This is a genomic window from Pelagibius sp. 7325, assembly GCF_037652055.1.
Lineage (GTDB): Bacteria > Pseudomonadota > Alphaproteobacteria > Kiloniellales > Kiloniellaceae > Pelagibius.
Genome location: NZ_JBBKAH010000002.1, coordinates 731084 through 756638, shown reverse-complemented (window position 1 = coordinate 756638; position 25555 = coordinate 731084). Strand labels below are relative to the sequence as shown.

At 67.5% G+C, this 25555-nt stretch carries 30 protein-coding genes and 1 tRNA gene; 12 read left to right on the top strand and 19 right to left on the bottom strand.

Annotation, left to right across the window (positions count from 1 at the left end; all coding sequences use genetic code 11):
* Positions 1-33 precede the first annotated feature (33 nt).
* Together WDC82_RS05505 and thpR are read left to right on the top strand one after the other, a co-directional pair.
* Complete coding sequence (locus tag WDC82_RS05505) at positions 34-1077, top strand: NADP(H)-dependent aldo-keto reductase (protein ID WP_340116253.1); 1044 nt, start codon at positions 34-36, stop codon at positions 1075-1077.
* A gap of 94 nt (positions 1078-1171) precedes the next feature.
* A complete protein-coding gene (thpR, locus tag WDC82_RS05500; protein ID WP_340116252.1) occupies positions 1172-1705 on the top strand; it encodes an RNA 2',3'-cyclic phosphodiesterase in 534 nt (177 codons plus the stop codon).
* A gap of 4 nt (positions 1706-1709) precedes the next feature.
* Here thpR and WDC82_RS05495 read toward each other — a convergent pair whose 3' ends face one another.
* From WDC82_RS05495 to WDC82_RS05485, 3 genes are read right to left on the bottom strand one after another with little or no spacing between them, the layout of a single operon-like run.
* Entirely contained in the window at positions 1710-2639 is a 930-nt protein-coding gene (locus WDC82_RS05495; RefSeq protein WP_340116251.1) for a DMT family transporter, read from the bottom strand.
* A gap of 8 nt (positions 2640-2647) precedes the next feature.
* On the bottom strand, positions 2648-3490 hold the full coding sequence (locus WDC82_RS05490; RefSeq protein ID WP_340116250.1) for a fructosamine kinase family protein: 843 nt from the start codon (positions 3488-3490) through the stop codon (positions 2648-2650).
* A complete protein-coding gene (locus WDC82_RS05485; protein WP_340116249.1) occupies positions 3487-3969 on the bottom strand; it encodes a low molecular weight protein-tyrosine-phosphatase in 483 nt (160 codons plus the stop codon). The genes WDC82_RS05490 and WDC82_RS05485 overlap by 4 nt, the downstream gene beginning before the upstream one ends.
* A 125-nt stretch (positions 3970-4094) precedes the next feature.
* Here WDC82_RS05485 and cobB point away from each other — a divergent pair, with 125 nt between their 5' ends.
* Together cobB and WDC82_RS05475 are read left to right on the top strand one after the other, a co-directional pair.
* Complete coding sequence (gene cobB, locus WDC82_RS05480) at positions 4095-4811, top strand: Sir2 family NAD+-dependent deacetylase (protein WP_370661529.1); 717 nt, start codon at positions 4095-4097, stop codon at positions 4809-4811.
* Positions 4801-5412 (top strand): uracil-DNA glycosylase family protein, encoded by a 612-nt coding sequence (locus WDC82_RS05475; protein ID WP_340116247.1) that lies wholly within the window; start codon positions 4801-4803, stop codon positions 5410-5412. The genes cobB and WDC82_RS05475 overlap by 11 nt, the downstream gene beginning before the upstream one ends.
* 93 nt (positions 5413-5505) lie before the next feature.
* Here WDC82_RS05475 and WDC82_RS05470 read toward each other — a convergent pair whose 3' ends face one another.
* Positions 5506-6156: a metalloregulator ArsR/SmtB family transcription factor gene (locus WDC82_RS05470; RefSeq protein ID WP_340116246.1), complete on the bottom strand. Its 651-nt coding sequence runs from the start codon at positions 6154-6156 to the stop codon at positions 5506-5508.
* Between the two features lie 97 nt (positions 6157-6253).
* On the opposite strand from WDC82_RS05470, the gene WDC82_RS05465 reads away from it, so the two are divergent.
* Complete coding sequence (locus tag WDC82_RS05465) at positions 6254-7885, top strand: Rieske 2Fe-2S domain-containing protein (RefSeq protein WP_340116245.1); 1632 nt, start codon at positions 6254-6256, stop codon at positions 7883-7885.
* 243 nt (positions 7886-8128) lie between these two features.
* On the opposite strand, the gene WDC82_RS05460 is transcribed toward WDC82_RS05465, so the two are convergent.
* Positions 8129-8533, bottom strand: coding sequence for a metallopeptidase family protein (locus WDC82_RS05460; RefSeq protein ID WP_340116958.1), 405 nt, complete (start codon positions 8531-8533; stop codon positions 8129-8131).
* A 123-nt stretch (positions 8534-8656) separates the two neighbouring features.
* Here WDC82_RS05460 and WDC82_RS05455 point away from each other — a divergent pair, with 123 nt between their 5' ends.
* Entirely contained in the window at positions 8657-8947 is a 291-nt protein-coding gene (locus WDC82_RS05455) for a 4a-hydroxytetrahydrobiopterin dehydratase (RefSeq protein WP_340116957.1), read from the top strand.
* A gap of 8 nt (positions 8948-8955) precedes the next feature.
* Here WDC82_RS05455 and WDC82_RS05450 read toward each other — a convergent pair whose 3' ends face one another.
* The 6 genes from WDC82_RS05450 to WDC82_RS05425 form a co-directional block, all read right to left on the bottom strand.
* Positions 8956-9828 (bottom strand): TauD/TfdA family dioxygenase, encoded by an 873-nt coding sequence (locus WDC82_RS05450; RefSeq protein ID WP_340116244.1) that lies wholly within the window; start codon positions 9826-9828, stop codon positions 8956-8958.
* A 79-nt stretch (positions 9829-9907) separates the two neighbouring features.
* Positions 9908-10666 (bottom strand): SDR family NAD(P)-dependent oxidoreductase, encoded by a 759-nt coding sequence (locus WDC82_RS05445; protein WP_340116243.1) that lies wholly within the window; start codon positions 10664-10666, stop codon positions 9908-9910.
* A gap of 108 nt (positions 10667-10774) precedes the next feature.
* A complete protein-coding gene (locus WDC82_RS05440; protein WP_340116242.1) occupies positions 10775-11113 on the bottom strand; it encodes a VOC family protein in 339 nt (112 codons plus the stop codon).
* 78 nt (positions 11114-11191) lie between these two features.
* The gene (locus WDC82_RS05435) at positions 11192-11575 is read right to left on the bottom strand and encodes a DUF423 domain-containing protein (RefSeq protein ID WP_340116241.1); all 384 of its coding nucleotides are present in this window, start codon (positions 11573-11575) and stop codon (positions 11192-11194) included.
* A gap of 5 nt (positions 11576-11580) precedes the next feature.
* A complete protein-coding gene (locus WDC82_RS05430) occupies positions 11581-11928 on the bottom strand; it encodes a DUF6717 family protein (RefSeq protein WP_340116240.1) in 348 nt (115 codons plus the stop codon).
* Positions 11929-11956: 28 nt separating this feature from the next.
* Positions 11957-12033, bottom strand: a tRNA-Arg gene (locus WDC82_RS05425).
* Positions 12034-12243: 210 nt separating this feature from the next.
* Between WDC82_RS05425 and WDC82_RS05420 the strand changes: the two genes are divergently transcribed.
* Entirely contained in the window at positions 12244-12732 is a 489-nt protein-coding gene (locus tag WDC82_RS05420; RefSeq protein ID WP_340116239.1) for a hypothetical protein, read from the top strand.
* 8 nt (positions 12733-12740) lie between these two features.
* Here WDC82_RS05420 and pip read toward each other — a convergent pair whose 3' ends face one another.
* Positions 12741-13709: a prolyl aminopeptidase gene (gene pip / locus WDC82_RS05415; protein ID WP_370661528.1), complete on the bottom strand. Its 969-nt coding sequence runs from the start codon at positions 13707-13709 to the stop codon at positions 12741-12743.
* A gap of 116 nt (positions 13710-13825) precedes the next feature.
* Here pip and WDC82_RS05410 point away from each other — a divergent pair, with 116 nt between their 5' ends.
* Genes WDC82_RS05410 through WDC82_RS05400 form a run of 3 tightly spaced genes read left to right on the top strand, consistent with a single transcriptional unit; the run spans position 13826 to position 18016 of the window.
* Positions 13826-14623: a thermonuclease family protein gene (locus WDC82_RS05410; RefSeq protein WP_340116238.1), complete on the top strand. Its 798-nt coding sequence runs from the start codon at positions 13826-13828 to the stop codon at positions 14621-14623.
* Complete coding sequence (locus WDC82_RS05405; protein WP_340116237.1) at positions 14623-16104, top strand: M48 family metalloprotease; 1482 nt, start codon at positions 14623-14625, stop codon at positions 16102-16104. The genes WDC82_RS05410 and WDC82_RS05405 overlap by 1 nt, the downstream gene beginning before the upstream one ends.
* A 16-nt stretch (positions 16105-16120) precedes the next feature.
* On the top strand, positions 16121-18016 hold the full coding sequence (locus tag WDC82_RS05400) for an adenylate/guanylate cyclase domain-containing protein (protein WP_340116236.1): 1896 nt from the start codon (positions 16121-16123) through the stop codon (positions 18014-18016).
* Positions 18017-18019: 3 nt separating this feature from the next.
* Here WDC82_RS05400 and WDC82_RS05395 read toward each other — a convergent pair whose 3' ends face one another.
* The 5 genes from WDC82_RS05395 to WDC82_RS05375 all read right to left on the bottom strand — a co-directional run bounded on the left by WDC82_RS05395 (position 18020) and on the right by WDC82_RS05375 (position 22170).
* Positions 18020-18904, bottom strand: coding sequence for an RNA polymerase factor sigma-32 (locus tag WDC82_RS05395; protein WP_340116235.1), 885 nt, complete (start codon positions 18902-18904; stop codon positions 18020-18022).
* 257 nt (positions 18905-19161) lie between these two features.
* Positions 19162-20001 carry a hypothetical protein gene (locus tag WDC82_RS05390; RefSeq protein WP_340116234.1) on the bottom strand — a complete coding sequence of 280 codons (840 nt, stop codon included), beginning with the start codon at positions 19999-20001 and terminating at the stop codon, positions 19162-19164.
* A gap of 192 nt (positions 20002-20193) precedes the next feature.
* Entirely contained in the window at positions 20194-20685 is a 492-nt protein-coding gene (locus WDC82_RS05385) for a CarD family transcriptional regulator (protein WP_340116233.1), read from the bottom strand.
* A 529-nt stretch (positions 20686-21214) separates the two neighbouring features.
* A complete protein-coding gene (gene fdxA, locus WDC82_RS05380; RefSeq protein WP_340116232.1) occupies positions 21215-21559 on the bottom strand; it encodes a ferredoxin FdxA in 345 nt (114 codons plus the stop codon).
* 146 nt (positions 21560-21705) lie between these two features.
* A complete protein-coding gene (locus tag WDC82_RS05375) occupies positions 21706-22170 on the bottom strand; it encodes a TerB family tellurite resistance protein (RefSeq protein ID WP_340116231.1) in 465 nt (154 codons plus the stop codon).
* 112 nt (positions 22171-22282) lie between these two features.
* On the opposite strand from WDC82_RS05375, the gene WDC82_RS05370 reads away from it, so the two are divergent.
* Together WDC82_RS05370 and WDC82_RS05365 are read left to right on the top strand one after the other, a co-directional pair.
* Positions 22283-22969, top strand: coding sequence for a DUF938 domain-containing protein (locus WDC82_RS05370; protein ID WP_340116230.1), 687 nt, complete (start codon positions 22283-22285; stop codon positions 22967-22969).
* 24 nt (positions 22970-22993) lie between these two features.
* Positions 22994-24304: an FAD-binding oxidoreductase gene (locus tag WDC82_RS05365; RefSeq protein ID WP_340116229.1), complete on the top strand. Its 1311-nt coding sequence runs from the start codon at positions 22994-22996 to the stop codon at positions 24302-24304.
* A 33-nt stretch (positions 24305-24337) separates the two neighbouring features.
* Here WDC82_RS05365 and WDC82_RS05360 read toward each other — a convergent pair whose 3' ends face one another.
* Both WDC82_RS05360 and WDC82_RS05355 read right to left on the bottom strand, forming a co-directional pair.
* Positions 24338-25081, bottom strand: coding sequence for a sulfite exporter TauE/SafE family protein (locus tag WDC82_RS05360; RefSeq protein ID WP_340116228.1), 744 nt, complete (start codon positions 25079-25081; stop codon positions 24338-24340).
* A 50-nt stretch (positions 25082-25131) separates the two neighbouring features.
* Positions 25132-25554: an RNA-binding S4 domain-containing protein gene (locus WDC82_RS05355; RefSeq protein ID WP_340116227.1), complete on the bottom strand. Its 423-nt coding sequence runs from the start codon at positions 25552-25554 to the stop codon at positions 25132-25134.
* Between the last annotated feature and the right edge of the window lies 1 nt (position 25555).

The following is a 25555-nucleotide window of genomic DNA, read 5'->3' as shown; positions in this document are numbered from 1 at the left end:
CGGCCGTGCCGTTTTGTTTGGAAGGGACGATCGATGGAATACCGCCGGCTTGGCCGCACGGACGTGAAGGTCAGCGCGATCTGTTTGGGCAGCATGACATGGGGCGAGCAGAACAGCGAGCAGGAGGGCTTCCAACAGTTGGACTATGCCCTCGACCAGGGCGTCAACTTCATCGACACCGCAGAGATGTACCCCATCGCCACCCGGGCCGAGACCTACGGCCGCACCGAAGAGATCATCGGCAACTGGATGGCCGCGCGCGGCACACGCGACAAGGTGATCATCGCAACCAAGATCGTCGGCCCCAACGCCGGGCGCTTCCCCTACATTCGCGGCGGCGAGACCCGCTTCGACCGCAAGCACATCGCGGCGGCGGTGGAGGCCAGCCTGAAGCGGCTGAAGACCGACACCATCGATCTCTACCAGCTGCACTGGCCCGACCGCGCCACGAACGATTTCGGCAAGCTGGCCTACCAGCACGAGGACGGCGCGCAAGAGACGCCGATCGAGGAAACCCTGGAGGCACTCGATGTCGTGGTGAAGGCCGGCAAGGTGCGTCATGTCGGCCTCTCCAACGAGAATCCCTGGGGCGTCATGCGTTTCGTCACCGGCGCCGAGCAGGGTAAGGGTCCTCGGGTGGCCTCAGTTCAAAACCCCTACAGCCTCCTGAACCGCAGCTTCGAGACCCGCATGGCCGAGGTCGCGATCCGCGAGGACGTCGGTCTGCTGGCCTACGCGCCGCTCGCCGCCGGCACGCTGACCGGCAAGTACCTGAACGATCAGTGGCCGGCGGGCGCGCGGCGCACCCTGTGGCCGGACAACCGTCGCTACCAGGGACCGCAGGCCGACAAGGCAACGGCGGCCTACGTGCAGATCGCCCGGGACCACGGCCTCGATCCGGCGGCGCTTGCGCTGGCTTTCGTGCTGCGCCAGCGCTTCCTCACGGCGGCGATTATCGGCGCCACCACCCTGGACCAGCTGAAGACCGACATCGGCGCCGCCGAGGTCAGCCTAAGCGACGATCTGCTGGCCGCGCTGGAGGATATTCACAAGCGCTACACCTATCCCTGCCCCTGATCGCGGCCCCTGATCCCTGCCTTGGGGCGGGATCGCGGTTTATTGTCGTTCAAAGGGATCGTCGGTCCCCGCGGATCACAGGCTCAGCATCGCCATGCGTCTCTTCATCGCCCTCTCCCTGCCCGAAACCCTGCGTGAAAGGCTCTGCGGCCTCTGCTCCGGCCTGCCGGGCGCCCGCTGGGTGGCGCCGGAGAACCTGCACTTGACGCTGCGGTTCATTGGCGAGGTCGACGGCCACGACGCGGAAGACATCGACGCCGCGCTCTCCGGCATCCGCTTTCCGCGCTTCCCGCTCACGCTCTCCGGCGTCGGCGAGTTCGGCGACGGCAAGCGCCTGCGCTCCGTCTGGGTCGGGGTCGAGACCAACGAGATGCTGGAGCGCCTGCAAGCAAAGGTCGAACAAGCCGTGCAGCGCGCCGGCCAGCCGCCGGAAAAGCGCAAGTTCAAGCCGCACGTGACCCTGGCCCGCTTCAAGTCGCACCCAGGTGACCGCTTGCAGAGCTACTTCACCGAGCATGCGCTGTTCCGCTGCCCGCCGTTCGAGGTGGCGGACTTCACGCTCTACTCCAGCTTCCTGGCGCACGAGGGCGCGATCTATCAGCCGGAGGCTGTCTACCCGCTGGAGTAGAGGCTCAGGAAGTCGGACCCAGCGGGCCTGGCACCGGCTGCACCGGCTTCGGCTTGCGGGTCTCTCGGTGCAGGATATAGAGGCCGCTGGCGATGAGGATGGCGGCGCCGAGCCACACGTTGGGCGCCGGAATGTCGCGCCACACCAGCCAGCCGATGATGACGCCCCACACCAGCACCGAGTAGTCGAAGGGCGCGATCACCGCCGCCGGCGCGTGGCGGTAGCCCTGGGTGATCAGGGCCATGCCGCCGGTTCCGATGAGGCCCATGAAGACGAAGAGGCCCGCGTCTGGCAGCGCCGGGGTCTGCCATTGCATCGGCATCATCACCGCGGTCACCAGCACGGCGCCCAGGCTGGGCCAGAACATGATGGCCGCCGTCGGCATCTCGCGCGTCATCTTGCGCCCGATCAGCATGGCGAGGGCATAGGAGAGCGCGGCGCCCAGCGGCAGCAGCGCCTCGATGCGGAAGCTCTCGGTGCCCGGCTGCACCACCACCAGCACCCCGATGAAGCCGGCGATGACGGCGGCCCAGCGACGGATGCCGACATGCTCGCCCAGCACCGGCACCGAGAGGGCCGTGATGAACAGTGGGGCGGCGAAGGCGATGGCGAAGGCATCGGCCAGCGGCAGGTAGCGCAGGCCGGTGAAGAACAGGAAGGCGGCGCCCAGGTTCACCGCGGTGCGCAGCACCATGAGGTCGGGCCGCCGCAGTTTCAGGCTGGCGAGGCCGGCGCCACTGAACACCACGAAGGCAAGGATGGCCAGCGCGCCGATGCCGTTGCGCGCCAGGATGATCTGGCTGACCGCGTAGCCGCCGCCCAGGAACTTGGCGCAGGCATCCATCAGCGCCATGCCGAAGAGGCCGACGAGGGCGCAGCCGATACCGAAGGCGATGCGCTCCTCGGGCACGCTTGCTGTGGTGGTTCCGCTCATCCCTCTGTCTAGCGGTAGCGGTCGAGAATGTCCTGCACCATTTGCGCATAGGCGCCCCCGACGATCCTGGTATGCACCAGCAGGGGGAAGAGGTTGTAGATGTCGCGCCGGCCCTCGGCGTAGCCGGGCCGCAAGGGCCGCAGCGCCCGGTAGCGCCGGTGGAAAGCGGGACCGAAGGTCGACAGCAGCTCGATGTAGGCGATCTCCACCTCCGGGTCGGCGAAGTAGACCGCCGGATCGACGAAGGCAGCGATCCGCCCTTCACCGTACAGCACGTTGCCGGACCACACGTCGCCGTGCACCAGGCCGGGGGCGGACGGCGAGTCGATGAAGTCCTCCAGCCTGGCACAGAGGCGCTCGAGGTCGCGGTGGGTGGCGGCCGGCAGGTGCCCGGATTCCCGCGCGATGCGCCCCATCACCAGCAGGCGCTGGTCGCGGTAGAAGGCGCACCAGTCGGTGGTCCAGGGGTTGGGCTGCGGCAGCGCACCGATCACCGTGTCGCGTTCGAAGCCGAAGGCCTCGGCACGGACGGCATGCAGGGCGGCGAGGCGCTCGGCAGCGTCCTCCTCGGCTTTGAAGCTGCGCGCAGCCGAGCTCTCGACGAAATCCATCAGCAGCAGGGTGTCGCTGACGTGGCGTGTCGCCGGCACCGGCAGCTCCGTGTGCTCGGCGAGGTAGTCGAGCATGAAGCCCTCGATGGCGAGGCCGCCTTGCCGTGCCACCTTGGCCACCAGCGGCGGTCGTTCGGCGAAGTCGAGGCGGTAGACTTCGGCGATGCAGCCGCCGACCAGCGGTGTCATCTGCAGCGGTGCGGCGCCGAAGATCTCGGCCACGGCGCCGGTCAGGCTCATGCCGGCGTACTGAGGCGGTCGCGCAGGTGGGCGACCCAGGTGGGCATTGCCGTCTCCAGCAGGTCGAACATCGCCTGATAGTCGCTGTCGTCGCCATAGTAGGGATCGGGGACCTCGGCACCGGCCTCCGGCGACAGGGCGAGGAACAGGCGCACTTCAGCTTTGCTGCCGGCCGGCTGCAGAGCGGAGAGGCGGCTGAAATGGCCGTGATCCATCACCAGGATCAGATCGAAGTCATGAAAGTCGGCGGGCGCAATCTGGCGCGCCCGCAGCGCGGTCAGGTCGTAGCCGCGCCCGGCGCCGACGCGCGTGGCCGGCTCGGACGGCGGCTCGCCGATGTGGTAGTCGGCGGTGCCGGCGGAATCCACCTCGACCAGGGCGCCGAGGCCCGCGGCGGCCAGCCGGTCGCGCAGCATGACCTCCGCGCTCGGCGAGCGGCAGATGTTCCCGGTGCAGACGGTCAGAACCCTGAAAGGCACGCAGATCTCCCATGACGAAGTTGGCGGTGTTTCCCGAGCCGCCGATTCGTCTATCATCGCCCCAAGAAACACGCAACGGCTTGCCAAAGCGCAGCATCTCAGGGATCAGGTCAGTCGCAGGGTCTATGCAGGGCCGCCGCATCGTCATTCTCACCGGGGCGGGAATCTCCAAGGAATCCGGCCTCGACACCTTCCGCGACCCGGACGGGTTGTGGGCGCGCGTGCGCATCGAGGACGTGGCGACGCCGGAGGCCTTTGCGCGCGATCCGGGGCGGGTGCACGCCTTCTACAACCACCGCCGCCAGACCCTGCTGGAACCGCAGGTGGCGCCCAATGCGGCGCACAAGGCGCTGGCCCGGCTGGAGGCCGACTGGCCGGGCGAGGTCCTGCTGGTGACCCAGAACATCGACGACCTGCACGAGCGTGCCGGCTCGAAGAACCTCATCCACATACACGGCGAGCTCCTGAAGGCGCGCTGTCTGGTGTGCGGCGGCGTCAGCCCCTGGGGCGAGGCGATGACCCGCGACAGCCTCTGCCCGCTCTGCGGCGCGGAAGGCACGCTGCGCGTCCACGTCGTCTGGTTCGGCGAGATGCCGCTGGAGATGGATCGCATCTACGAGGCGCTCGGCGCCTGCGACCTCTTCGTCTCCATCGGCACGTCGGGCAACGTCTATCCGGCGGCCGGCTTCGTTGCCGAGGTGCGCGCCGGCGGCCAGGCCCACACCGTCGAGCTGAACCTGGAGCCCTCCGACGGCTTCACCGCTTTCGCGGAATGCCACCACGGCCCGGCGACCGTCGAGGTGCCGGCCTTCGTCGAGCGTATCCTCGCAGATGGCTGGTAAGGCGCTTCCAAAAGCCGAGCGCGATCTCGAGAAGCTCCTGGCCGAGGCGCGCGCCTGCCGGGTCTGCGAACAGCACCTGCCGCTGGGCCCGCGCCCGGTGCTGCGGGCAGCGCCGGCGGCGCGTCTCATGATCGTCGGCCAGGCGCCCGGCACCCGCGTGCACGAGACGGGCATCCCGTGGAACGACCGCTCCGGCGACCGTCTGCGCGACTGGCTCTCCATTTCGAAGGATATGTTCTACGACGCGGCCAAGATCGCCATCGTGCCGATGGGCTTTTGCTACCCCGGCGTCGATGCCAAGGGCGGCGACAGGCCACCGCGCCCGGAATGCGCGCCGCTGTGGCACCCGCCGCTGCGCGAAGCGCTGAAGAACGTCGAACTCACCCTGCTGGTCGGGATGTACGCGCAGGCGCGCTACCTCGGCAAGCGGCGGCAGAAGACTCTGACCGAGACCGTGCGCCACTGGCGCGACTACTGGCCGGAGTTCCTGCCGCTGCCGCACCCGAGTTGGCGCAACACGGCGTGGCTGAAGAAGAACCCTTGGTTCGAGGAAGACCTGCTGCCGGATCTGAGACAGCGGGTGAAGAAGCTGATCGCCTAAAGCGGATCACGATCCGCTTTGTAACGAAAAGACAGATCAGATTCACACAGTCGGTGGATCGCCACAGGCGATTCCATCCGGCCGTGATCTGATCTAGTCCTTGCGCGTGACCAGGTAGGCGCAGCGGCGGGCGCCGGCCAGGATGTGGTCGATGCGCTTCACATCGAAGGCGCGGCCCAGCGCTTTCTGAAAGACCTCCAGCTCCAGATTACAGAGGTTGGTGCAGGCCGCGGCGGCCGAGCAGACGGGACAGTGATTCTCGATCAGCAGATAGCCGCCGCTGGCCTTCTGCACCTCGGCCATGTAGCCCTCCTCGGTGCGGATCTCGGCCAGCGTCTGCAGCTTCTTCGAGAGGCTCGGCTGCTTGTCGAGGCGCGCGCGGTAGCCGGCGACCTGATCCTTCGCGCGCACCTTCAGCAGCTTGTCGAGGCCTTCGGACCCGAAGGCCTGCTTCATGGAGTTGATGAGGCCGACGGTGAACTCGGCATGGCCGTCGGGGAAAAAGCGGTCGGCCGCCGCGGTCAGCGCCCACAGCTTGGCCGGCCGGCCGATCGGGCGCGCTTCGGCCTCGTGGGTCACCAGGCCTTCACCCTCCAGCTCGTAGAGATGCTGGCGCACCGCCATGGCGGAGATGCCGAGGCGGCGAGCGAGGCTCGCCGCGTCCTGCGGGCCGTCCTGCTTCAGGCGGTCGATGATGGCGCGGCGGCTGCGCTTTTCCGCCGGAACGGCGTTACGGGTGCTCATGGATACTTACTAAAGATTTTTCTTGAGAAAGACAAGTCTCCGGCTTAGGCTATTTCGAAAGATAACCCTTTCGAAAGTAGGAAGCGGGAGACTGACCATGGCCCTTGCACAGAAAGAGGCCCGGGAAAGCGATGGCAGAACCGCCGCAACGCTGGTCCGCGTCGCGCCGCTGGAGGAACTGCGGGCCAAGGGCCGCCACCTCTTCAAGGCCGGCGGCAAGCAGATCGCAGTCTTCGCCGGCGACGGCGGCGTCTTCGCCTGCAACAACCGCTGCCCGCACGAAGGCTATCCGCTTATGGAGGGCAGCCTGACGGCAGGCGGGGCGGGGGACTGCGTGCTGACGTGCAACTGGCACAACTGGAAGTTCGACCTGGCCAGCGGCGAGACCCTGGTGGGCGGCGACAAGCTGCGCCGCTATCCTGTGGAGATTGTCGATGGTGAGGTCTTCATCGACATCGCCGACCCGCCGGCCGAGGAAGTCGCCGCGGCCGCGCTCGATGCGCTGCGCCAGTCGTTCCGCCGCCACGAGTACGACCGCATGGCGCGGGAGATCTCCCGCCTGCAGAAGGCCGGCGCCGATCCGCTGGACGCCTTGCGCGCGGCCTTTGCCTGGACCGCCGACCGTTTCGAATTCGGCTGCACCCACGCCCAGGCCGGCGCCGCCGACTGGCTGGCGATCCGCGATGCCTTCGCCACGACCGAGCAGCAGCGCCTGGTGCCGCTGGTCGAAATCGTCGGTCACCTCGCCTGGGATACCTTGCGCGAGCGGCCCTATCCCTATCCAGAAGGGACGCGCCCCTACGACGCCGCCGCGCTCACCGCCGCGATCGAGGCGGAGGACGAGGCGGCGGCGGTGGCGCTCGTCCGCGGCGCGCTGGCCGCGGGCATGACCTTCGCCGATCTGGAGGAGCCGCTCGCCGAAGCGGCACTGGCGCACTACAACGACTTCGGCCATTCGCTCATCTACGTCCAGAAGACCGGCGAACTCATTGCGCGTCTTGGGCCGCAGAGCGCCGAACCGCTGCTGCTTTCCCTGGTGCGTTCGCTGGTCTACGCGACCCGCGAGGACTTGATTCCGGAGTTCCGCGCCTACGGCCCGGCGCTGGCCGCCTGGGACGGCAAGGGAACGGCGCCGGTTGTCGCCGACGACCTGCTCGGGCTCTCGGTGCCCAAGGTGCTGGCGCGGGCGAATACTTCGTCCGGCGACGTCCGCGCGCTCTACGATGCGCTGGTCGGCGCGGCGAGCTGGCAGTTCCTGCACTTCGACATCGCCATGATGCAGGCCACCGACAAGCCCGTGTCGCACAACGTGAACTGGCTCGACTTCACCCACGCCCTCACCTTCGGCCATGCCGTGCGCGACCTCTGTACGAAGTATCCGCGCCTCTGGCCGCAGGGCCTGCTGCAGATCGCCTGCTTCGTGGGGCGCAACGCCGGCTTCGTCGACAAGGCAGTCGATGCGGCGTCCTGGCGCGTCGCTGACGGGAAACGCTTTCTCGACGGCGCGCTGGCCGGCCTGCTCGATCACGATCAGTTCGAATACATCGTCGCGATCCACCACGTGAAGCTGCTCTCGGCGGCGAAGGCCGAGATCGCGGCGGCGCCCGACGCCGACTGGGTGCCGATACTGTTGGCCGCGCTCAACCGCTTTCTCAACGAACCGCTGCGGCGCAAGCATCCGCTGCGGGTCGCCCACCAGGCGATGGGCTTCGTCAGCGCCGAAGGATGAGGAGAGATTCCATGTGCATGAAGTCTGCAAGCAAGCGCGTCATCCGCCAGGTCTGTGCGGCGATCTGCCTGCGCATCCTGCGCAGCCGGCACCTATTCCCGCGCCAGGGCGGCTGTCCCGCCTGACGGCACAGCAGACGCGCCGGCGAAAGGGTTGCCCGTTCAGGGAGATGGGATGCTGCCGCAATGAAAACGGCCCGCCGGTCAGGCGGGCCGTTCCATCTCTGCCGTGCGGCGCTGTCGGCTAGACGGCGCGCTCGATGCGGTCCATGTCGTCGTCGGAGAAGCCGAAGTGATGGCCGATCTCGTGCACCAGCACGTGCTTCACCACCTCCGCCAGATCCTCGCCGCTGTCGCACCAGTAGTCGAGGATGGGGCGGCGGTAGAGGTAGATCATGTCGAGGTCTTCCGCCGAATCGTAGGTCGACTTTCGCAGCAGGTCGACGCCCCGGTAAAGGCCCAGCAGGTCGAAGGGCGACTCGCAGTCCATCTCTTCCAGGGTGTCGTCGTCCGGAAAGTCGAGCACCCGAATGACCACGTTGCCCAGGGCCTGGCGCAGCTCCTCCGGGATCTCGGCATAAGCCTCCCGGGCCAGCGCTTCCAGGTGCTGGGTCTCAGGCGGAGTCGTAAATCGCCCGACATCGTGCATCTGTGCCATAACCGTTCCTAATCGCCTTCGTTGGGCCCACCCTAGCCTGCCTTGACCGGCAGGCCAAGCACAGTAACCTCCGGTTAACCTTACTTGAGCGAATTCGATTTCAGAGGAGGAATCATGGCGGAAAGGTTAAGCGCCGAGGCCCGTCAGAGCCTTGCCGGGACCCTGCCCGGCTGGGCCCCGGTCGAAGGCCGGGATGCCTTAAAAAAGACATTCAAGTTCAAGACTTTCAGTGAAGCCTGGGGGTTCATGTCGCGGGTTGCTTTGGCGGCGGAAAAACTCAACCACCATCCGGAGTGGTTCAACGTCTACAACCGCGTCGAGATCACCTTAACGACCCACGACTGCGACGGCCTCTCCGACCTCGACGTGAAGCTGGCCAAGCGGATCGACGGCTATGCGCAATAAGGCCTGCGTCAGACCGGCCGATCGCCCAGCGCGGTCGTGCGGTGCATGATGCGCACCTGATTTTCGTCGTAGTCGCGTATCGCGTAGTGCATGGCCGCGCGGTTGTCCCACATCACGACGTCGCCCCGGCGCCAGCGGTGGCGGTAGACGTTCTCCGGCCGGGTCGCCTGCGCCGCGAGGAAGTCGAGCAGCGGGCGGCTTTCATCCACCGTCATGCCTTCAAAGCGCTCGGTGAACCAGGGGTTGACGTAGAGCGCGAGCTTGCCGCTGCCGGGGTGGGTGCGCACCACGGGATGGGAGACCGGGTCGGGCACCTGGGCGATCGGGCTGGCGTTGTTGTCGCCGGCATTGTTGCGCGCGGCGAGGCCCGCTGCCGAGTGCAGCGCCCGCAAGGGGCGCAGGACCGCCCGCAGCGCCGGTGACAGTGCCTCGTAGGCGGCGGCCATGTTGCAGAACATGGTGTCGCCGTAGCCTTCCGGCACCTCGATGCCGTAGAGCACCGAGCCCAGCGGCGGCGTTTCCCAGAACGAAATGTCGCTGTGCCAGATGTCGTTGCGCGCGCCGCGGGTGCCCGGCTTGTTCACCAGCACCAGCACCTCGGGCTGCTCCGGCAGGCCGGGGCGCGAACGCAGCGGATGCTCCTCCACCGGGCCGAAGCGCGCGGTGAAGGCGACCTGCTGCGCCGGCGTCCAGTGCTGGCCGGGAAACACCAGCACGATGTGCTCGTGGAAGGCCGCCTCGATCTCGGCGAAGAGGGCGTCGCTCAGCGGCTGCGACAGATCGATCCCCGCGATCTCGGCGCCAAGCGCGCCGCACAGCGGCCTCGGCGCGATCAGCTTGTAGTCAGGCGCAGGGCCTCGCGGTGCGGCTTCGCCCGGCATGGTTTCCTCCCGGATTTTTCTTCGTTGCCGGAAGTCTAACGCCGGGAAGCGGGCGAGGTGAAGCCCCCTACGCCGGATGTCACTGCATCCGCATCGCACCGTCCAGGCGGATGGTGTCGGCGTTCAGCATGACGTTGTCGCAGATGTGCATCACCAGCCTGGCGAATTCCGACGGGTGGCCGAAGCGGTGCGGGAAGGGCACCTGGCCGGCCAGATTATCCTGCACCTCCTGCGGCATGTTCAGCAGCAGGGGGGTGCCGATCAGGCCGGGGGCGATGGTCAGCACGCGCACGCCCGTCTTGGCGAACTCGCGCGCCGCCGGCAGCATCATGCCCATGATGCCGGCCTTGGAGGCGGCATAGGCGACCTGGCCCAGCTGGCCCTCGACGGCGGCGATGGAGGCGGTGGAGATGATGACGCCACGCTCGCCGTCATCGTTGAGGGGCTCGTTGCCCAGCATGTCGGCGGCCGCAAGGCGCAGCATGTTGAAGCTGCCGATCAGGTTCACGCGGATGACCTGCTCGAAGGCCTCCAGCGGCATCGGGCCGTCGCGGCCGACGATGCGCTTGGCCGGGGCGATGCCGGCGCAGTTCACCAGCACGCGGCAGGGGCCGTGGGCGGCGCGTGCCTCGGCTACGGCCTGCTCCGCCGCGGCGGCGCTGCCGACGTCGCAAGTCAGGCCCAGGCCGCCGATTTCCTTGGCCACGCCCTCGGCGGCCTCGACGTTCACGTCCAGTACCGTCACCTTGGCGCCGGCCGCCGCCAGGTGGCGCGCGGTCTCGGCGCCCAGGCCCGACCCGCCGCCCGTCACGATCGCTGCAAGCCCCTTCACATCCATGTTCTTCTTTCCTGTTTTCTGGGTTGGCTGTCGGCCGGCTCTATAGCAGAGCGGCGGCACGAAGACGAGCCTCGGGGGGCGTTCGGATCGGGCGTTTAGATCGGGCGGTCAGATCCGGCTGGAAATCTGGATGGGATTGCCGTCCGGGTCCTTGGCGTCGCACATCTGAAAGTCCTCGGCCTGCTTCACTTGGCCGAATTTCGCGCCCCGCGCATTCACGGCGTCACGCGCCGCCGGCACATCGGCGGCATGGAACACCAGCTTCGGCGGCCGCCGCCCGAGCTGGGCGGAGCCGTTGTGCAGAGCGATCTGCACCGCCCCCGCATCGAACAGCTTCCAGCTTGGCGTGTCGCTCAAGGCCGGCAGGCCCAGAACTTCGCCGTAAAAGCGCGCCAGCGCGTCCATATTGCTGGTGAAGATCGTCACCCGCCGCAGCTCGAGCTTCATCGCCGGTCCTCGCCGCTGATTGTTCGCCGCCCAGGAGACTGGCCCGCCGAACTAAAAAAATGAAGGGCCGTGAGGGGGCTATCGCGACCGGACGATGCCCAGTCCGGCCCAGGCGAGCGCCAGCCAGCCGGCCATCAGCAGGAAGCCGCCGGTCGGCGCCGTCGGGTTGGTCAGATCGGCGGCGCCGATGCCTTTCAGGTACAAGGAGCCGCAGAAGAGGGCCATGCCGGCCAGGAACAAGGCCCCGGCGATGCCGGCGCGCCGCGCCATCGGCGGCACCAGGCTGCCGATGAGGGCGGCGAGCCCCAGGGCCGGCAGGTGGACGAGGTGATAGCGCACGGCCACCTCGAAGACGTCCTGGTGATAGGCATCGGCAAAGGCATTGCCGTGGCTGGCGTAGGCGCCCAGGGCCACGCCGGCGAGGCCCAGAAGGCCAAGGAGTATCCAGAGGATGCGAACCATAGACTCTACGCCTGCTTCGCTTTGAACTGGGCGAAGAGCTTCGGCGGCGCTCCGTCGAAGTACTTGAAGAGGGCCGGGCAGAGCCAGCCTTCCATGTCCAGGGCCGGGCTGTAGTACCAGTTGCCTTCGTACTCCTCGCGGCGCCACTCGAATTCGCCCTGGTAGCCTGGGAAGGGCTTGTCGGAGAAAACCAGGGTAAAGCCCTCCGCGGCATTCGGAATCGACGCCACCATGCGGTCGATTACCGTATCAGCGCCGGAAACGAAGGGCTCCTTCACCAGACCCACGGCTGCGTCGTCGAAGACCCACATGCCTTCGTAGCGGTAGGGGTGGATGACGCGCAGCGCGTTCATGGTTCACTCGCGGGCTGAAGAAAGCGGTTGGTGACCCCGGCAGGATTCGAACCTGCGACCTACAGATTAGGAATCTGTCGCTCTATCCGACTGAGCTACGGGGCCCTCGTGCCGCTAACGGGCCAGGACTTGTGTCATTTTCCCGATCTCCGGGGAATGGCGCCCTAGAGATAAGCCAAAGGCGCCGATTAGGCAATCCGGGGTGGGGCGGCCCGGGCATCAGCGGGGAACCGGACAAATTCCGGGAGCGTTCCTTCCACGGGCGGCAAGGAATCATGGCCTTCTGCCGTGGCTTGCGGCCTGGAGGAAAAAATCATGTCTTTGCGGGTGATGCAGTTCGTCGCGATCGTGCTGACGGCACTCGCCCTGGTTCCGGCCGGCGCCCACCTCTTGGAGCTGCCGGGCAAGCTCGCCCTGTCGCGCGAAGAGTATCTCATCGTCCAGGACATCTACCGCGGCTGGGCCTTGTTGGGCTTCGTGATCGTCGGTGCCGTGACGGCCAATCTGGTGCTGGCGGTGATGCTGCACGGTGGAGGCCGGCATTTCGCGCTGGCCTGTCTGGCCTTCCTGCTGGTGACCGCGGCTCTTGCAGCGTTTTTCCTCGGCGCCTTCCCCGTCAACCAGCAGACGCAAAACTGGACCTTCATGCCGAATGACTGGCGCGCCCTGCGTCTGCAGTGGGAATACGGCCACGCCATCGGCGCGGCGCTTACTCTCCTCGCGCTCTGCTCGTTGGTGCTGGAAGCGGTGCTGCCGCGCGCCCGCCCAGGCCGGTCCGGTACCCAAGGGATCGCCGGGGACTGACCCCTGCCCTACTCGACGGCCTTGTAGCGCTCGGTCGCCGCCACCAGGGCGCGCCGGATGCCGGGCTCCATGGCGGAGTGGCCGGCGTCGGGCACCACCAGATAGTCGGCTTCCGGCCAGGCCCGGTGCAGCGCGTCGGCGGTCTCGATCGGGCAGACGATGTCGAAGCGCCCCTGCACGATGGTCGCCGGGATGTTGCGGATGCGGGCGACACCGGCCAGCAGCTCGCCGGCCGGCATGAAGATCTCGTGCTTGAAGTAGTGCGCCTCGATCCGCGACAGGCCGAGGGCGTGACGCTCCTCACCGAAGGCGGCGACGGTCTGCGGCGAGGGCAGGAGGGTCGAACTGCTGCCCTCGTAGACGCTCCAGGCGCGCGCGGCGGGCAGGTGCACCTTGGGGTCGGGATCGTTCAGGCGCTTCTCGAAGGCGGTCATGAGATCGCGGCGCTCGTTCTCGGGGATGATCGAGACGAAGTTGCGCCAGTTCTCCGGGTATATCTTCTTCATGCCGTAGAGGAACCAGTCGATCTCCGCCTCGCTGCCCAGGAAGATGCCGCGCAGCACCAGGGCGCTGACCCGCTCAGGGTGCGCCTGGGCATAGGCGAGGCCCAGCGTTGAGCCCCAGGAGCCGCCGAACACGTGCCAGCGCATGATGCCCAGGTGGCTGCGCAGGCGCTCCATGTCGGCGATCAGGTGCTGGGTGGTGTTGTCGGCGGTCTCGCCCAGCGGGGCTGAGCGGCCGGCGCCGCGCTGGTCGAAGATGACGATGCGATAGTGGCGCGGGTCGAAAAAGCGCCGATGGTCCGGCCCGGCGCCCGCCCCCGGACCGCCGTGCAGGAAAACCACCGGGCGGCCCTCCGGATTGCCGGATACTTCCCAGTACATCGAATGGCGCCCGTCCAGATCGAGGCGTCCCTGGCTGTAGGGCTCGATTGGCGGAAACAGGTCCTGTGCAAGCATCGAACGGGCTGGATCCATGGGTTTCTCCGCAGCCCCTGGCGCTCGGGGCCCCTCCGTCATATCGCAGGCGCCGCGCGAGGCCAACTCTTCTTCCGGCTTAGCGACGGCGTTCGGCCCCTGCTAGACTTGCCGGCATGGTTTCGCTCAGCCGTCTTTTCCTCCTCGTCGCCCTGTTGCTGCCCGTTCCGGCCGCCGCCGGGATGCCCGAATCTCTGGCCGGCCAGCTGCAAGCCGAAGCAGGCGGCGCCGTCTTAACCGTCATCGACGGCGACACCCTCGTGCTTGCCGACGGGCGCGAGATCCGTCTGGTGGGCATTCAGGCACCCAAGCTGCCGCTGGGCCGGGCAGGCTTCGAGGCCTGGCCGCTGGCCGAGGAGGCCAAGCGGAAGCTCGAGGACATGACCCTCGGCAAGACGCTCGACCTCGGCACCGGCGGGCGGAGCGGCGACCGCCACGGCCGCGTGCTTGCCCACCTCTTCGATCGTGAAGGCCGCTGGATCCAGGGTGAGATGCTGCGCGCGGGCCTGGCGCGGGTCTACAGCTTCGCCGACAACCGCGCGGCGATCGCCGAGATGCTGGCGCTGGAGCGCGAGGCGCGCGCCGCCGGGCGCGGCATCTGGGGACATTCTTTCTACGCCGTGCGTAGTGCAGAGGAAGCCGGGCGCTTCCTCGGCGGCTTCGAATTGGTGGAGGGGCGCATCATTGCGGTTGGCCGCGGCGGCGGGAAGACCTATCTGAACTTCGCCGAGGACTGGCGGCAGGACTTCACCATTTCGCTCGACCGCCGCGCGGAGCGGCTGTTCGCGGAACAAGGCCTCGACCTCGGCGCCTACGAAGGCAAGCGCGTCCGGGTGCGCGGCTGGCTGAAGGCGCGCAACGGGCCGATGATAGAGGTTACCCATCCGGAACAGATCGAAGAGCTGGAAGACTGATGCCCGAAACCCCGCCTCGAACGCTCCCCCGCCGCATCCTGTCGCCTCTGCTGGCCCTGGCCCTGGCCCTGGCGCTGCCGCTGCTGGCCGCCTGCGCGACCGCGCCGGGCACCGGGCGCACGATCTTCACCGGCGGCCTGACGGAGGAAGGCGAGGCCGATCTCGGCCGGCAGGAGCATCCCAAGGTCCTGGCGGAATTCGGCGGCGCCTACCAGGACCCGGAGCTCAACCGCTATATCTCCAGCATCGGCAATTTCCTGGCGCAGACCTCCGAGCGGCCGGATCTGGACTACACCTTCACCATCCTCGACACGCCCGTCGTGAACGCCTTCGCGCTGCCGGGCGGCTATGTCTACATCACCCGCGGGCTGCTGGCGCTGGCGACCAGCGAAGCCGAGGTTGCCGGCGTGCTGGGCCACGAGATCGGCCATGTGACGGCGCGGCATACCGCCGAGCGCTACGGCCAGACGATGGCCGCCAACATCGCCGGTGTGGGACTGGGTGTTCTTCTGGGCGGCGAAGCGGCGCAGGCGGGCGGCGCGCTCGGTGGCCTGCTGCTGCGCAGCTACTCGCGCGAGCAGGAATTCGAATCGGATATGCTGGGCGGACGCTACCTGGCGCGCGCCGGATACGACACCAAGGCGATGGCCGGCTTCCTGTCGCAGCTGCAGGCGCATGCGCGGCTGGAGGCGGCGCTCGCCGGGCAGCCGGAGAAGGCCGACGCCTTCGACATCATGCAGACCCACCCGCGCACCGCCGACCGCATCGAGCGCGCGCTGGAACAGGCCGGCGCGACGCCGGTGGCTGATCCGCTGGTCGGGCAGGACGTCTACTTCGACAAGCTCGAGGGCATGATCTACGGCGACAAGGCCGACGAGGGATACATCCGCGGGCGCACCTTCGCGCACCCGAAGCTGAAGTTCGCCTTCGAAGTGCCGGAGGGTTTTCGACTCTACAACCAGTCGCAGGCGGTGGTTGCGCGCGACGGCGAGGGCAAGGCGGCGATCCAGTTCGACCGCGCGCCAAAGCCCTACGGCGGCTCGATGACCGACTACCTGACCCGGGTCTGGGGTGCCAACGTGCGGCTGTCCGGCGTCGAGGCGATCACGGTGAACGGCCTGCCGGCGGCGACTGCCAGCGTTTCGGGCAACGGCAAAGACTACCGCCTGCTGGCACTGCGCTACGACAGCAATGTCATCTACCGCTTCATTTTTGTCTCGGCGGGCGATCGCACGGCGGCACTGAACCGGCGGTTCCGCGAGACCACCTACAGCTTCCGTAAGCTCTCCGATTCCGAGGCGGCCGCGCTGAAGCCGCGGCGCATCGGCATTTACGAGGTGAAAGCCGGCGACAGTCCTGCCAAGATCGCCGCGCGCATGCCCTTCGCGGAGGAAAACTTGACGCGTTTTCTGGTGCTGAACGGCTTTACCGAGACGACCACGCTTGTGCCCGGCCAGCGGGTGAAGATCGTCACCGAATGAGGATGGCCGTTCCAAGGTGACAAAGACCGACGTACCGCCTCCCGGTTCTCCCACGGGCAAGCAGGCTGGTGACCAGAACGGGAGAAAGCCGCATGGCTGGCGCCCCACCATCGCCGTGGTGCTGATCTTCGGCTTCGGCCTGCTGGTGCTGGTCGCGGTGTCCTCCGTCATGCTTGTGGCGCTCGGCACGGCCCAGAAAAACACGGTCGCGCTGCTGCGCCAGACCGCCGACTTTTCGGTCGCCAGCCTCATCGACCGCATCGGCTACCACCTCGGTTCGGCGCAGCAGCAGTCGGAATACCTCGCCGCCATGATCGGGCGTGGCGCTATTGACATCCGCAACCGCGAAAACCTCGGCGACGCCATGCTGGGCGCGATGGCGGCGGCACCGCAGGTCACGGGCATCGCCTATTTTTCCGATCAGGGCTGGTCGCTGCGCGTCGCGCGCGAGGACAGCGGTCCGGTGCGCTACTTCGACCCGTTGGAGCCGGACGCCGAGGTTCAGCGAGTCGTGCGGGACATGGCCACGGCAGGCCGCTCCATGTGGGGCGGCATCTTCTGGGTGTCGAACCTGATGCAACCGCATCTCGCCGTGGCCACCCCGGTTCGCATCGACGGCGCGTACGCCGGCATCATCTCTTCGGTGGTGTCGATGCGGGCGCTGTCGATTTTCGTCGACGACTACGCGCTGCAGACGGGCTTGCATCCCTTCATTCTCTACGGCCGCGATGCAGTCCTGGCACATCCTTCGCTGACCGGCGAGGTGGCGGGCCTCGGTCCGGCCAAGCCGCTGCCCAGCCTGGCCGAGGTCGGCGACCCCCTGCTGGCGGAGATCTGGAACGACGACAAGCAGCCGCTGGAACTGCTGGAGGATTTCAGCGGATCGCTGCTCGGCCATCGCCGCAGCGTCGACGGCGATTTCGTCTACTACCTCTATCGTGTGATCGGCGGCTATGGGCCGCGGCAGCTCTACATGGGTGTCTACGCGAGCAACAGCGAAATAGACTCCTCGGAAACCGATCGCGTGGCGCTGGCCGGCTGGATCGGCCTGACAATTCTCGCCCTCTCGCTGCTTCTCGCCGTGGTGCTGGGCCGTTTCATCGCGCGCCCGGTGCGTGACCTTGCGGAGGCGGCACGCGCTGTTAGCAGCTTCGACTTCCGCCGCGTGCCGCGCGCCAAGGGCAGCGTCTTCCGCGAACTGGACAGCGCCGCCGAGGCTTTCAACGCCATGCTGTCGGGGCTGCGCTGGTTCGAAACCTACGTGCCGCGCAGCCTGGTGCTGCGACTGATCGGCCTCGGCGAAGATGGCGTCGAGTCGGAGGAGCGCCAGGTCACCGTCATGTTCACCGACATCGTCGGTTTCACCACCGCCAGCCAGAAGCTCACGCCGCACGACACCGCCGACTTCCTGAACCATCACTTCGGCCTCATCGCCACGGAAATCGACAAGACCGGCGGCACGCTCGACAAGTACATGGGCGACGCGGTGATGGCCTTCTGGGGCGCGCCGGACGATCAACCGGACCACGCAGAGCGCGCCTGCCGCGCCGCGCTGGCCGTCGCTGTTGCGCTGGAGGCGGACAACCGCGCGCGCGCTGCGGCCGGCCAGCCGCCGGTTCGCATGCGCATCGGTCTGCATTCGGGCCCGGCCATCGTCGGCAACATCGGCGCACCGGGACGCGTCAATTACACGCTGATCGGCGACACGGTGAATGTCGCCAACCGGCTGGAGGCTTACGGCAAGGAAGCCGCCGCCGTCGATACCGGAGCGGACAGCGCGGCGATGATCCTGCTGTCGGCGGCAACCCGCGGCCGTCTCGGCCCCGGCTGGCGGGTGGCGGATCTCGGCGAACACCAGATGCGCGGCCGCGCCGGGCGCGTCGGCGTCTTCAGGCTGCTGTCGGAAGGGTAGCCGTCAGCTTTCGACGAAGAGGTCGGTCGGCCGCTTCACGCGCTCCAGCAGCAGGCTTTTCATCTTCTGCAGCGCGCGCTGCTCCAGTTGGCGCACGCGCTCCTTGCTGACGCCCAGCGCCTGGCCCAGTTCCTCCAGCGTCGCCGAGTCGTCGCTGAGGCGGCGGGCGCGGATGATGGTCTGCTCACGCTGGCTCAATTCTAGCAGCGCCTGCTCGATCCACTCGTTGCGCGTTGTGCTGTCGTGGAACGAGATCACCAGGTCTTCCGGGCTCGCGCGATCATCGGTCAACTGATCCTGCCACTCGGTCTCTCCGTCTTCGCCCAGGCGCACGTTCAGCGACTGGTCGGAAACCGACAGGCGGCCCTCCATGTGGGCGACGTCGCCGAGCGGCACAGACAGCGCGTCGGCCACGGTCTGGCGGCCTTCGTCATCGAAGGGGCGGCCGGAAGCGTCCTCAATGCGCGCGCGCAGGCGGCGGAAGTTGAAGAACAGCGTCTTGTGGGAGGCCGTGGTGCCGGTGCGCACGATCGACCAGTTGCGCAGGATGAAATCCTGCATCGCCGAGCGGATCCACCACGACGCGTAGGTCGAGAAGCGCACGTTGCGCTCCGGCTCGAAGCGGCTGGCCGCCTGCAGCAGGCCCAGCGTACCTTCCTGGATGAGATCGCTCATCGGCAGGCCGTAGTTGCGGAACTTGGTGGCGAGAGAAACGACGAGGCGGGTATAGGCGCGAATCAACTCCTGCAGGGAGTCGGCGTCGCCGTCTTCCCGCCACGAGCGGGCGAGACGGTATTCGCGATCGCGCGACAGCAGGGGCTCCGCCATCGACTGCCGGATGAAGCGAGCCTGCGCCCGCTGGGCCTGCGTGTCTTCGAACTGCGGCATGCCGACACCCTCCACCCTGCTTGGCGGGCCCCCCTGGCGAACACTTCAGCTCACCTGGGAAGGCTTTCCTGGCTCATGCGTATCAATCGGCGGATATCCGACTGTCACACTAGGGCATACGCCGGGGGCGCGGCTATGGATCACCGCCGGCGCTCGCGAATAGTTGATCCAGGCGATCTGCCGGGACGGATGATCGTTTCAGTTGTATGCGTACGAGATGGGGGAGTCAGAGCCGCCGGCGGGGCCGTTGCGGCGGTTCAGGCCTCGATCTGCTCGAGCACTTCGCCGTCGACGGCGAAGCAGGCGGCCAGCAGCGGACCGCCGAAGCCGCAGCCGGCATCCAGCGTTGCGGTGAAATCGCCCAGCTCCAGGCCCGGATGCGGCCTTGGCCCCTGGGGGCAGAAGCCGCGCACCACCCGGCGGTAGCCGCCATAGGGTTGGTCGATGCCGGCGAAAGCCGCACTGCCCCACCAGAAGCTGTCCTTCTGGGCCTCCAGCGGCCGGCTGGGGTCCAGTCCCGCATTGACGAACAGCAAGCCACTGCCCGTATTGCTCACCGCCTCGCCGTTGCCGTCCGTGTAGGCGGCGCGGCGCAGGCTGCCTAGCAGTTGCCAATGACCGGGGCGGGCCTGAATGCGCTCGCGCAGGGCGCCGGTCCAGCGGGTCAACTGGCGCGGGCCCGCGGCCGCCTCACGCAGGCCATCGGCCGGGCTGATCCCATAGGATTCCAGGCTGGCGGCGACGCCCTGGTCCAGCATCCACTGCAGCACGGCGCGGGGGTCCGTGGCGAACTGCAGCTGCAGCAGTTTCTGCCACATCTCTTCCTGGCTGCCACGCAAGTGCACGACGTCGCAGGCGAAGGCGTCCGGACGCGCCAGGAACAGGCTGCGGAAGCGCAGCAGGCTGTCCAGGGTATCCGAGGAGCGGGCACCGCGGCCGATTAGGTTGCCCAGGTAGACCAGTTTATCGCCGCCCCTGAGATGCGGGATCATGCTGCGATGAAGGCGGTTCAGCGCGTCGATGTCGCCGTGAATAGACGAAACCGCCCAGACCCGCCGGGCGGCGCGCAGCCTCGTGAACTTCTGCGGATCCCCCATGGTCTCGGGGCCGGTTCCTTCTCTAAACGAATCGCTGCGCTCCAGACTCTCACACTCCACGGGCTTTGTCGGGGGGAAAGTGTGGACCGGGCCAGAAAGAAGCCAGAAAGAAAGGGGAGCCGCCAAGCGGCGGCTCCCCGGTTAGATGATCGGCGGCGCCTCTTGGGACGCTGCCGTAGCTGGCCCGTGGCTTCAGGCGGCCAGCAGCTTTTCCAGTTTCAGCGCCGCCGCGGTCTCGTCGATCTTTTCGACGGCCGCCAGTTCGCGGGCCAGGCGGTCCAGCGCAGCCTGGTACATCTGGCGTTCGCTGTAGGACTGGTCGGGCTGGTCTGCACTGCGGTGCAGGTCACGCACCACCTCGGCGATCGACACCGGATCGCCGGAATTGATCTTCGCCTCGTACTCCTGCGCGCGGCGGCTCCACATCGTGCGCTTGGCGCGGCTGCGTCCCTTCAGGGTGGTCAGGGCCGTGTCCATCATCTTGCGGCTGGACAGCTTGCGCAGGCCGGAGTTGGCGGCCTTGTCGACCGGCACGCGCAAGGTCATCCGGTCTTTCTCGAACTTAATGACGATCAGGTCGAGCGTGATGTCGCCGACTTGCTGCGCCTCGATACCCAGTACCCTGCCGACGCCGTGGGTCGGATAGACAACGTAATCACCTTCACCGTATTCGCTCTTTGCCATGCTACGCTCTCTCCAATCGGCATTTGGTTTGGCCGGGGCAACCCCTATGGGGAGGGCTGCTCCCGGCCGAAGGTTCCTCAACGCCTGTTCCGGACCGTCGCATAACGCGCTACCCAATCACTGTCAGGTTACCGGTCACCAATTATCACCCCCATTTGTGCCGCCATCCCCTAGGGGATGGCCGAGGCGCGGGGGAAATTTTGCTGCCGCTCTCGAGGTGGGGGACGTCCCGCCCGCTGGCAAGGTCCTGGTCCCGAATGCGGTACACGAAACAAACAACAGCGCCATCGGGGAGCCGACGGCGCGCTGCTGCTGGTCAGATTTTCATGTAACTAATTTATCACACTATCTGTGGAAAAACAACTGTCGCAGGTGCGAAAGGCCGTTGTTTTCCTTTGAATAGCGGCAGGATTACCTGCAATCCAGGCAGGCCAAGGGTCCCGGTGGTTAATTCAGACGGTCCCGGCCACAACAAGCTTCAGAATTCTCACAGGACGATATTCTTGGGTCGGGAAGACGTCGCGCCCTTTCAGGTGTCGCCCTTGCCGGGCTTGTCGGAGAAGTACTTGTTGTACTTGTCGGCCTCGTCGCGGTGTTCCTCGGCGTCGGCCGGCGGCTCGCCCTTGCGGGTAATGTTCGGCCACTTGTTGTCGGAGTAGTCGCGGTTCAACTCCAGCCAGGTCTCGGCCTGCGGGTCGGTATCCGGCACGATGGCCTCCGGCGGGCACTCCGGTTCGCACACGCCGCAGTCGATGCACTCGTCGGGATGGATCACCAGCATGTTGTCGCCCTCGTAGAAGCAGTCCACCGGGCAGACTTCAACGCAGTCCATGTACTTGCACTTGATGCACGCTTCGGTGACGACATAGGTCATCGACTTTACTCTCCTCATGCGGCCGCCCGCCGGTTATTCCCTATGGGGCGGTCTTCTCTACCTTCTTGTTCCTGCTCCGGACTTGACCGCCTTCCGCCGCCATTACGGGCGCGGAGGGCCGCAGGGCCGTGTAAAAACGCGTGGGATCAGTCTTCCAGGCCCAGGCGGACGAGCACCCGCTTGCGCGCCAGTCCGCTGTCGCGGTCACTGACGTGCAGCAGGCCGGCCAGCCGGCGCATCAGGCTGGCTTCCAGGTTGTGCAGCACGCGATCCGCGTAGGCCACTTCCCACAGCATTTCCATCATTTCGATCCGCTCTTCCGGCGAGAAGGCGTTCTTGATCTCGCGGGTAAAGCCGAACACCTCGACCGCCTGCTCGACCTTTTCGCTGGCCACCTGCAACAGTTCGCGACTCTCCGCCGCGCTCAGGCCGAAACGTCCCTCGACCAGTTCGATGATCTTGGCCCGCTCCTCGGCGCCGAACTCGGCATCCATCTGAGCGGCCTCGACCAGCAGGGCGACGGTGGCCAACTGGACCTTGTCGCCGGTGCCCGCAAGGGCGTCCTGCGCGTCGGTTTGGCCAGCCAGGAAAGCTTTCAGTCGATCAAGCACGGCACTGGTTATCACCCCCCGCTAAACCGCGCAACCCTGCCCGAATTGCGGTCATTGGTGCTTGCCGGGGCCCTTCCGGCTGGCATAGCTTGCCGGCCATGGAAGCCCGCCGATGACGCCCCGCAAGCCGCTTTTCCCGCCCCAGCCGGAGGGCCGCGGCATGGCCCACGGCACGCCTCCGGGCGGCGGCCGCCTGCACGCCCCGGCGACCCTGCGCAATCGCGCCGCCATCGCCCAGGTCCTGGCCGGCTGGCTGCCGCTCGACGCTCCTGCCGGCGCCACGGTGCTGGAAATCGCCAGCGGCACCGGCGAGCACGCCGTCTATTTCGCCGCCCGCTTTCCCGATCTCGTCTGGCAGCCCAGCGATCCGGATGCGACGAACCGCCGCAGCATCGATGCTTACCGCACTGCCGAAGGTCAAGCCAATCTCAAGGCGCCGCTCGACCTCGACGCCACCGCGTGCGTGTGGCCCCTGGACGGCCCCGTCGATGCGGTGGTCTGCTGCAACATGATCCACATCGCGCCCTGGGCGGCGGCTGAGGGCCTTTTCGCCGGGGCGGCGCGCCACCTGAAGCCGGGCGGCGGCCTCTACCTCTACGGCCCGTTTAAGCGCGGCGGCCGGCACACCGCGCCTTCGAACGAAGCCTTCGATGCCGGCTTGCGCGCGCAGGACCCGGCCTGGGGGGTGCGCGATCTGGAGGCGGTGGCGGCCTTGGCCGAGAAGGAGGGCTTTGCCGCACCGCGCGTCGAGACGATGCCGGCGAACAACCTGTCGCTCTGGTTCGCCCGGCAAGCCTGATACCTGGACGAGGCCGTTCCTTCCATGACCACCCTGCAGCCCACGCCCCATGCGAACGCCTTTCCCCACCCGGCGTCGTACTACGTGGCGACCGCCAGGGGGTTGGAGCCTCAGCCGCCGCTCGACGGCGACGCGCGCTGCGACGTCTGCGTCATCGGCGCCGGCTACACAGGCATCTCGACGGCGCTGCACCTGGCCGAGCGCGGCTACAAGGTGGTCGTTCTCGAGGCGCAGCGCGTCGGCTGGGGCGCCTCCGGGCGCAACGGCGGCCAGCTCTCCGGCGGCCAGCGCATCGACCCGGAGGCGATGGCGAAAATCGTCGGCGCCGAGCGGGCGCGCCAGCTGTGGGATCTCGGCGAGGAAGCCAAGAACACGGTGAAACAGCGCATTGCGCGGCACGGCATCGACTGCGACCTGAAGCCCGGCATCATTCATGCCGGCTTCAAACCGCAGCACGGCAAGGAGATGCAGGAGCACGCGCGGTACCTGCGCGACGACTACGGCTATGCGCACATCCGGCCCTTGAGCCGTGAGGAGTTGCGCGCCATCGTCGCCAGCGACCTCTACCACGGTGGCGCCTACGATGCGGATGCCGCGCACCTGCATCCGCTGAACTACGTGCTGGGGCTTGCCCGTGCCGCGCGCGAGGCCGGTGCGCTCATCCATGAAATGACGCCGGCACAGCAGATCGTCCGCCGCAACGGCAAGCCCGTCGTGCACACCGCGCAGGGCGACGTCACGGCGGACTTCGTGGTGCTCGCCTGCAACGGCCACCTCGGCGGGCTGGAGCCGCGCATCGCATCCAAGATCATGCCAATCAACAATTTCATCATCGCCACGGAGCCGCTGGGTGCCGAGCGTGCGCGCGCCCTCATCGCCAATGACGCGGCGGTGGCCGACTCGAAGTACGTGATCGACTACTACCGCCTCTCCGCCGACGGGCGGATGCTGTTCGGCGGCGGCGAGAGCTACAGCCAGAACTATCCCGCCGACATCGCGGGGCTGGTGCGCAAGTGCATGCTGCGAGTCTTCCCGCAGCTGGCCGACGTGAAGATCGACTACGCCTGGGGCGGCAAGGTGGCGATTACGCTGAACCGCCTGCCGGCCTTCGGGCGGCTGGACGGCGACGTCTACTACGCCATGGGGTTCTCGGGGCAGGGCGTGGCGCTTACCACCTTGGCCGGCAAGGCGGTGGCCGAGGCCATTGCCGGCCAGGCCGAACGCTTCGATCTGCTGGCCAGCATACCGATCCCGCGCTTTCCCGGCGGCACCCTGCTGCGCTGGCCCAGCCTCGTCGCCGGCATGCTCTACTACTCGCTGCTTGATCGGCTGTAAGTCGTGCCGCCTCTAGGAACCTGCCGGGACGTGTCAGGTCACCGCTCGCGCGACGATGTAGGCGCCCAGCGCCAGCAGCGCGGCGAAGAACACCTTGCGGAACAGCGGCTCCGGCAGCTTGCGGCGCAGGCTTTGACCCAGCGTCATGCCGATCAGGGCGGGCGCCAGCGCGGCGGCGGAGAGGAGGCCGTGCTCGGCCTCGAGCAGGCCGTTGCCGCCCAGCGCCGCGCCGAGTGCCAGGGTGGACACCAGGAACAGCATGCCCATCGCCTGGATCAGCTGGTCGCGCGGCAGGGCGATGCCCTGCAGGTAGAGCACGCCCGGCACGACGTAGGAGCCGGTCATGCCGGTCAGCACGCCGTTGGCCGCGCCGATCAGCGGGCCCGCCCAGACCGCCTGCCGTGCGGTGAGGGTCAGGCGCAGCCCGGCGAGGCTCACCAGAGCATAGACGATGAGGATGACGCCCAGCAGGGCGGAGAGCCAGCGGACCTCGATGCGCGTCAGTGCCAGGGCGCCGATGAAGATGGTCGCCGCCGCCGCCAGCAGGAAGGGCCAGATACGCCGCAGCACCTGCCGCGATCCGCCGCCGGCGACCGACTGCCAGACGTTGGAGACGAAGGCGGGCACCAGCATGAGGGCCATGGCCTGTGGCAGGCCGACGGTGACGGTCAGCAGCGCCAGGGCGACGGTGGGCAGCCCGAAGCCGACCACGCCCTTTACGAAGCCGGCGAGCAGAAATGTCGCGGCGATGGCGGCGAGGACGAGGGGATCGAGCATGCGGCCATCCTATCGCCGGGCGATGAGTCTGAATAGCGTGCGGCGCTGTCCTAGTCGCTCTCGCGCAGCTTCTCCATCGCCCGGCGGTCGCGCTTGGTCGGGCGGCCGGTGCCGGGATCGCGTTTCGCCGTCGCCAGTGCGTCGGGCGTGCCCCGTGGCAGGCGGCTTTCTGGGGCCGGCGGGCTGAGGTCCTCGTAGAGCGCCTGCGCTTCGCTCGCGGGCCCACGGCGCGTGCCCAGTGAGATCACCTTGATGACGCGGATATGGTGTCCCTGCGGAAAGGTCAGCACGTCGCCGACCTTCACCTTGTAGTGTGGCTTCACCACGCCGTGGCCGGACAGGCGCAGCTTGCCGGCCTGGCAGATCTGGGTGGCGAGACTGCGGCTCTTGAAGAAGCGCGCGAACCACAGCCATTTGTCGGCGCGCAGGGCGCCTTCATTGTCGGGAAGGGGAGGCGTCTGCGCGCCCTTCATC

What these genes read in the sequence shown, in the direction of transcription:
- WDC82_RS05505 (WP_340116253.1), top strand. Translation starts at nt 34, where the DNA reads ATGGAATACCGCCGGCTTGGCCGCACGGACGTGAAGGTCAGCGCGATC.
- thpR (WP_340116252.1), top strand. Translation starts at nt 1,172, where the DNA reads ATGCGTCTCTTCATCGCCCTCTCCCTGCCCGAAACCCTGCGTGAAAGG.
- WDC82_RS05495 (WP_340116251.1), bottom strand. Translation starts at nt 2,639, where the DNA reads ATGAGCGGAACCACCACAGCAAGCGTGCCCGAGGAGCGCATCGCCTTC.
- WDC82_RS05490 (WP_340116250.1), bottom strand. Translation starts at nt 3,490, where the DNA reads ATGAGCCTGACCGGCGCCGTGGCCGAGATCTTCGGCGCCGCACCGCTG.
- cobB (WP_370661529.1), top strand. Translation starts at nt 4,095, where the DNA reads ATGCAGGGCCGCCGCATCGTCATTCTCACCGGGGCGGGAATCTCCAAG.
- WDC82_RS05475 (WP_340116247.1), top strand. Translation starts at nt 4,801, where the DNA reads ATGGCTGGTAAGGCGCTTCCAAAAGCCGAGCGCGATCTCGAGAAGCTC.
- WDC82_RS05470 (WP_340116246.1), bottom strand. Translation starts at nt 6,156, where the DNA reads ATGAGCACCCGTAACGCCGTTCCGGCGGAAAAGCGCAGCCGCCGCGCC.
- WDC82_RS05465 (WP_340116245.1), top strand. Translation starts at nt 6,254, where the DNA reads ATGGCCCTTGCACAGAAAGAGGCCCGGGAAAGCGATGGCAGAACCGCC.
- WDC82_RS05460 (WP_340116958.1), bottom strand. Translation starts at nt 8,533, where the DNA reads ATGCACGATGTCGGGCGATTTACGACTCCGCCTGAGACCCAGCACCTG.
- WDC82_RS05455 (WP_340116957.1), top strand. Translation starts at nt 8,657, where the DNA reads ATGGCGGAAAGGTTAAGCGCCGAGGCCCGTCAGAGCCTTGCCGGGACC.
- WDC82_RS05450 (WP_340116244.1), bottom strand. Translation starts at nt 9,828, where the DNA reads ATGCCGGGCGAAGCCGCACCGCGAGGCCCTGCGCCTGACTACAAGCTG.
- WDC82_RS05445 (WP_340116243.1), bottom strand. Translation starts at nt 10,666, where the DNA reads ATGGATGTGAAGGGGCTTGCAGCGATCGTGACGGGCGGCGGGTCGGGC.
- WDC82_RS05440 (WP_340116242.1), bottom strand. Translation starts at nt 11,113, where the DNA reads ATGAAGCTCGAGCTGCGGCGGGTGACGATCTTCACCAGCAATATGGAC.
- WDC82_RS05435 (WP_340116241.1), bottom strand. Translation starts at nt 11,575, where the DNA reads ATGGTTCGCATCCTCTGGATACTCCTTGGCCTTCTGGGCCTCGCCGGC.
- WDC82_RS05430 (WP_340116240.1), bottom strand. Translation starts at nt 11,928, where the DNA reads ATGAACGCGCTGCGCGTCATCCACCCCTACCGCTACGAAGGCATGTGG.
- WDC82_RS05420 (WP_340116239.1), top strand. Translation starts at nt 12,244, where the DNA reads ATGTCTTTGCGGGTGATGCAGTTCGTCGCGATCGTGCTGACGGCACTC.
- pip (WP_370661528.1), bottom strand. Translation starts at nt 13,709, where the DNA reads ATGGATCCAGCCCGTTCGATGCTTGCACAGGACCTGTTTCCGCCAATC.
- WDC82_RS05410 (WP_340116238.1), top strand. Translation starts at nt 13,826, where the DNA reads ATGGTTTCGCTCAGCCGTCTTTTCCTCCTCGTCGCCCTGTTGCTGCCC.
- WDC82_RS05405 (WP_340116237.1), top strand. Translation starts at nt 14,623, where the DNA reads ATGCCCGAAACCCCGCCTCGAACGCTCCCCCGCCGCATCCTGTCGCCT.
- WDC82_RS05395 (WP_340116235.1), bottom strand. Translation starts at nt 18,904, where the DNA reads ATGCCGCAGTTCGAAGACACGCAGGCCCAGCGGGCGCAGGCTCGCTTC.
- WDC82_RS05390 (WP_340116234.1), bottom strand. Translation starts at nt 20,001, where the DNA reads ATGGGGGATCCGCAGAAGTTCACGAGGCTGCGCGCCGCCCGGCGGGTC.
- WDC82_RS05385 (WP_340116233.1), bottom strand. Translation starts at nt 20,685, where the DNA reads ATGGCAAAGAGCGAATACGGTGAAGGTGATTACGTTGTCTATCCGACC.
- fdxA (WP_340116232.1), bottom strand. Translation starts at nt 21,559, where the DNA reads ATGACCTATGTCGTCACCGAAGCGTGCATCAAGTGCAAGTACATGGAC.
- WDC82_RS05370 (WP_340116230.1), top strand. Translation starts at nt 22,283, where the DNA reads ATGACGCCCCGCAAGCCGCTTTTCCCGCCCCAGCCGGAGGGCCGCGGC.
- WDC82_RS05365 (WP_340116229.1), top strand. Translation starts at nt 22,994, where the DNA reads ATGACCACCCTGCAGCCCACGCCCCATGCGAACGCCTTTCCCCACCCG.
- WDC82_RS05360 (WP_340116228.1), bottom strand. Translation starts at nt 25,081, where the DNA reads ATGCTCGATCCCCTCGTCCTCGCCGCCATCGCCGCGACATTTCTGCTC.
- WDC82_RS05355 (WP_340116227.1), bottom strand. Translation starts at nt 25,554, where the DNA reads ATGAAGGGCGCGCAGACGCCTCCCCTTCCCGACAATGAAGGCGCCCTG.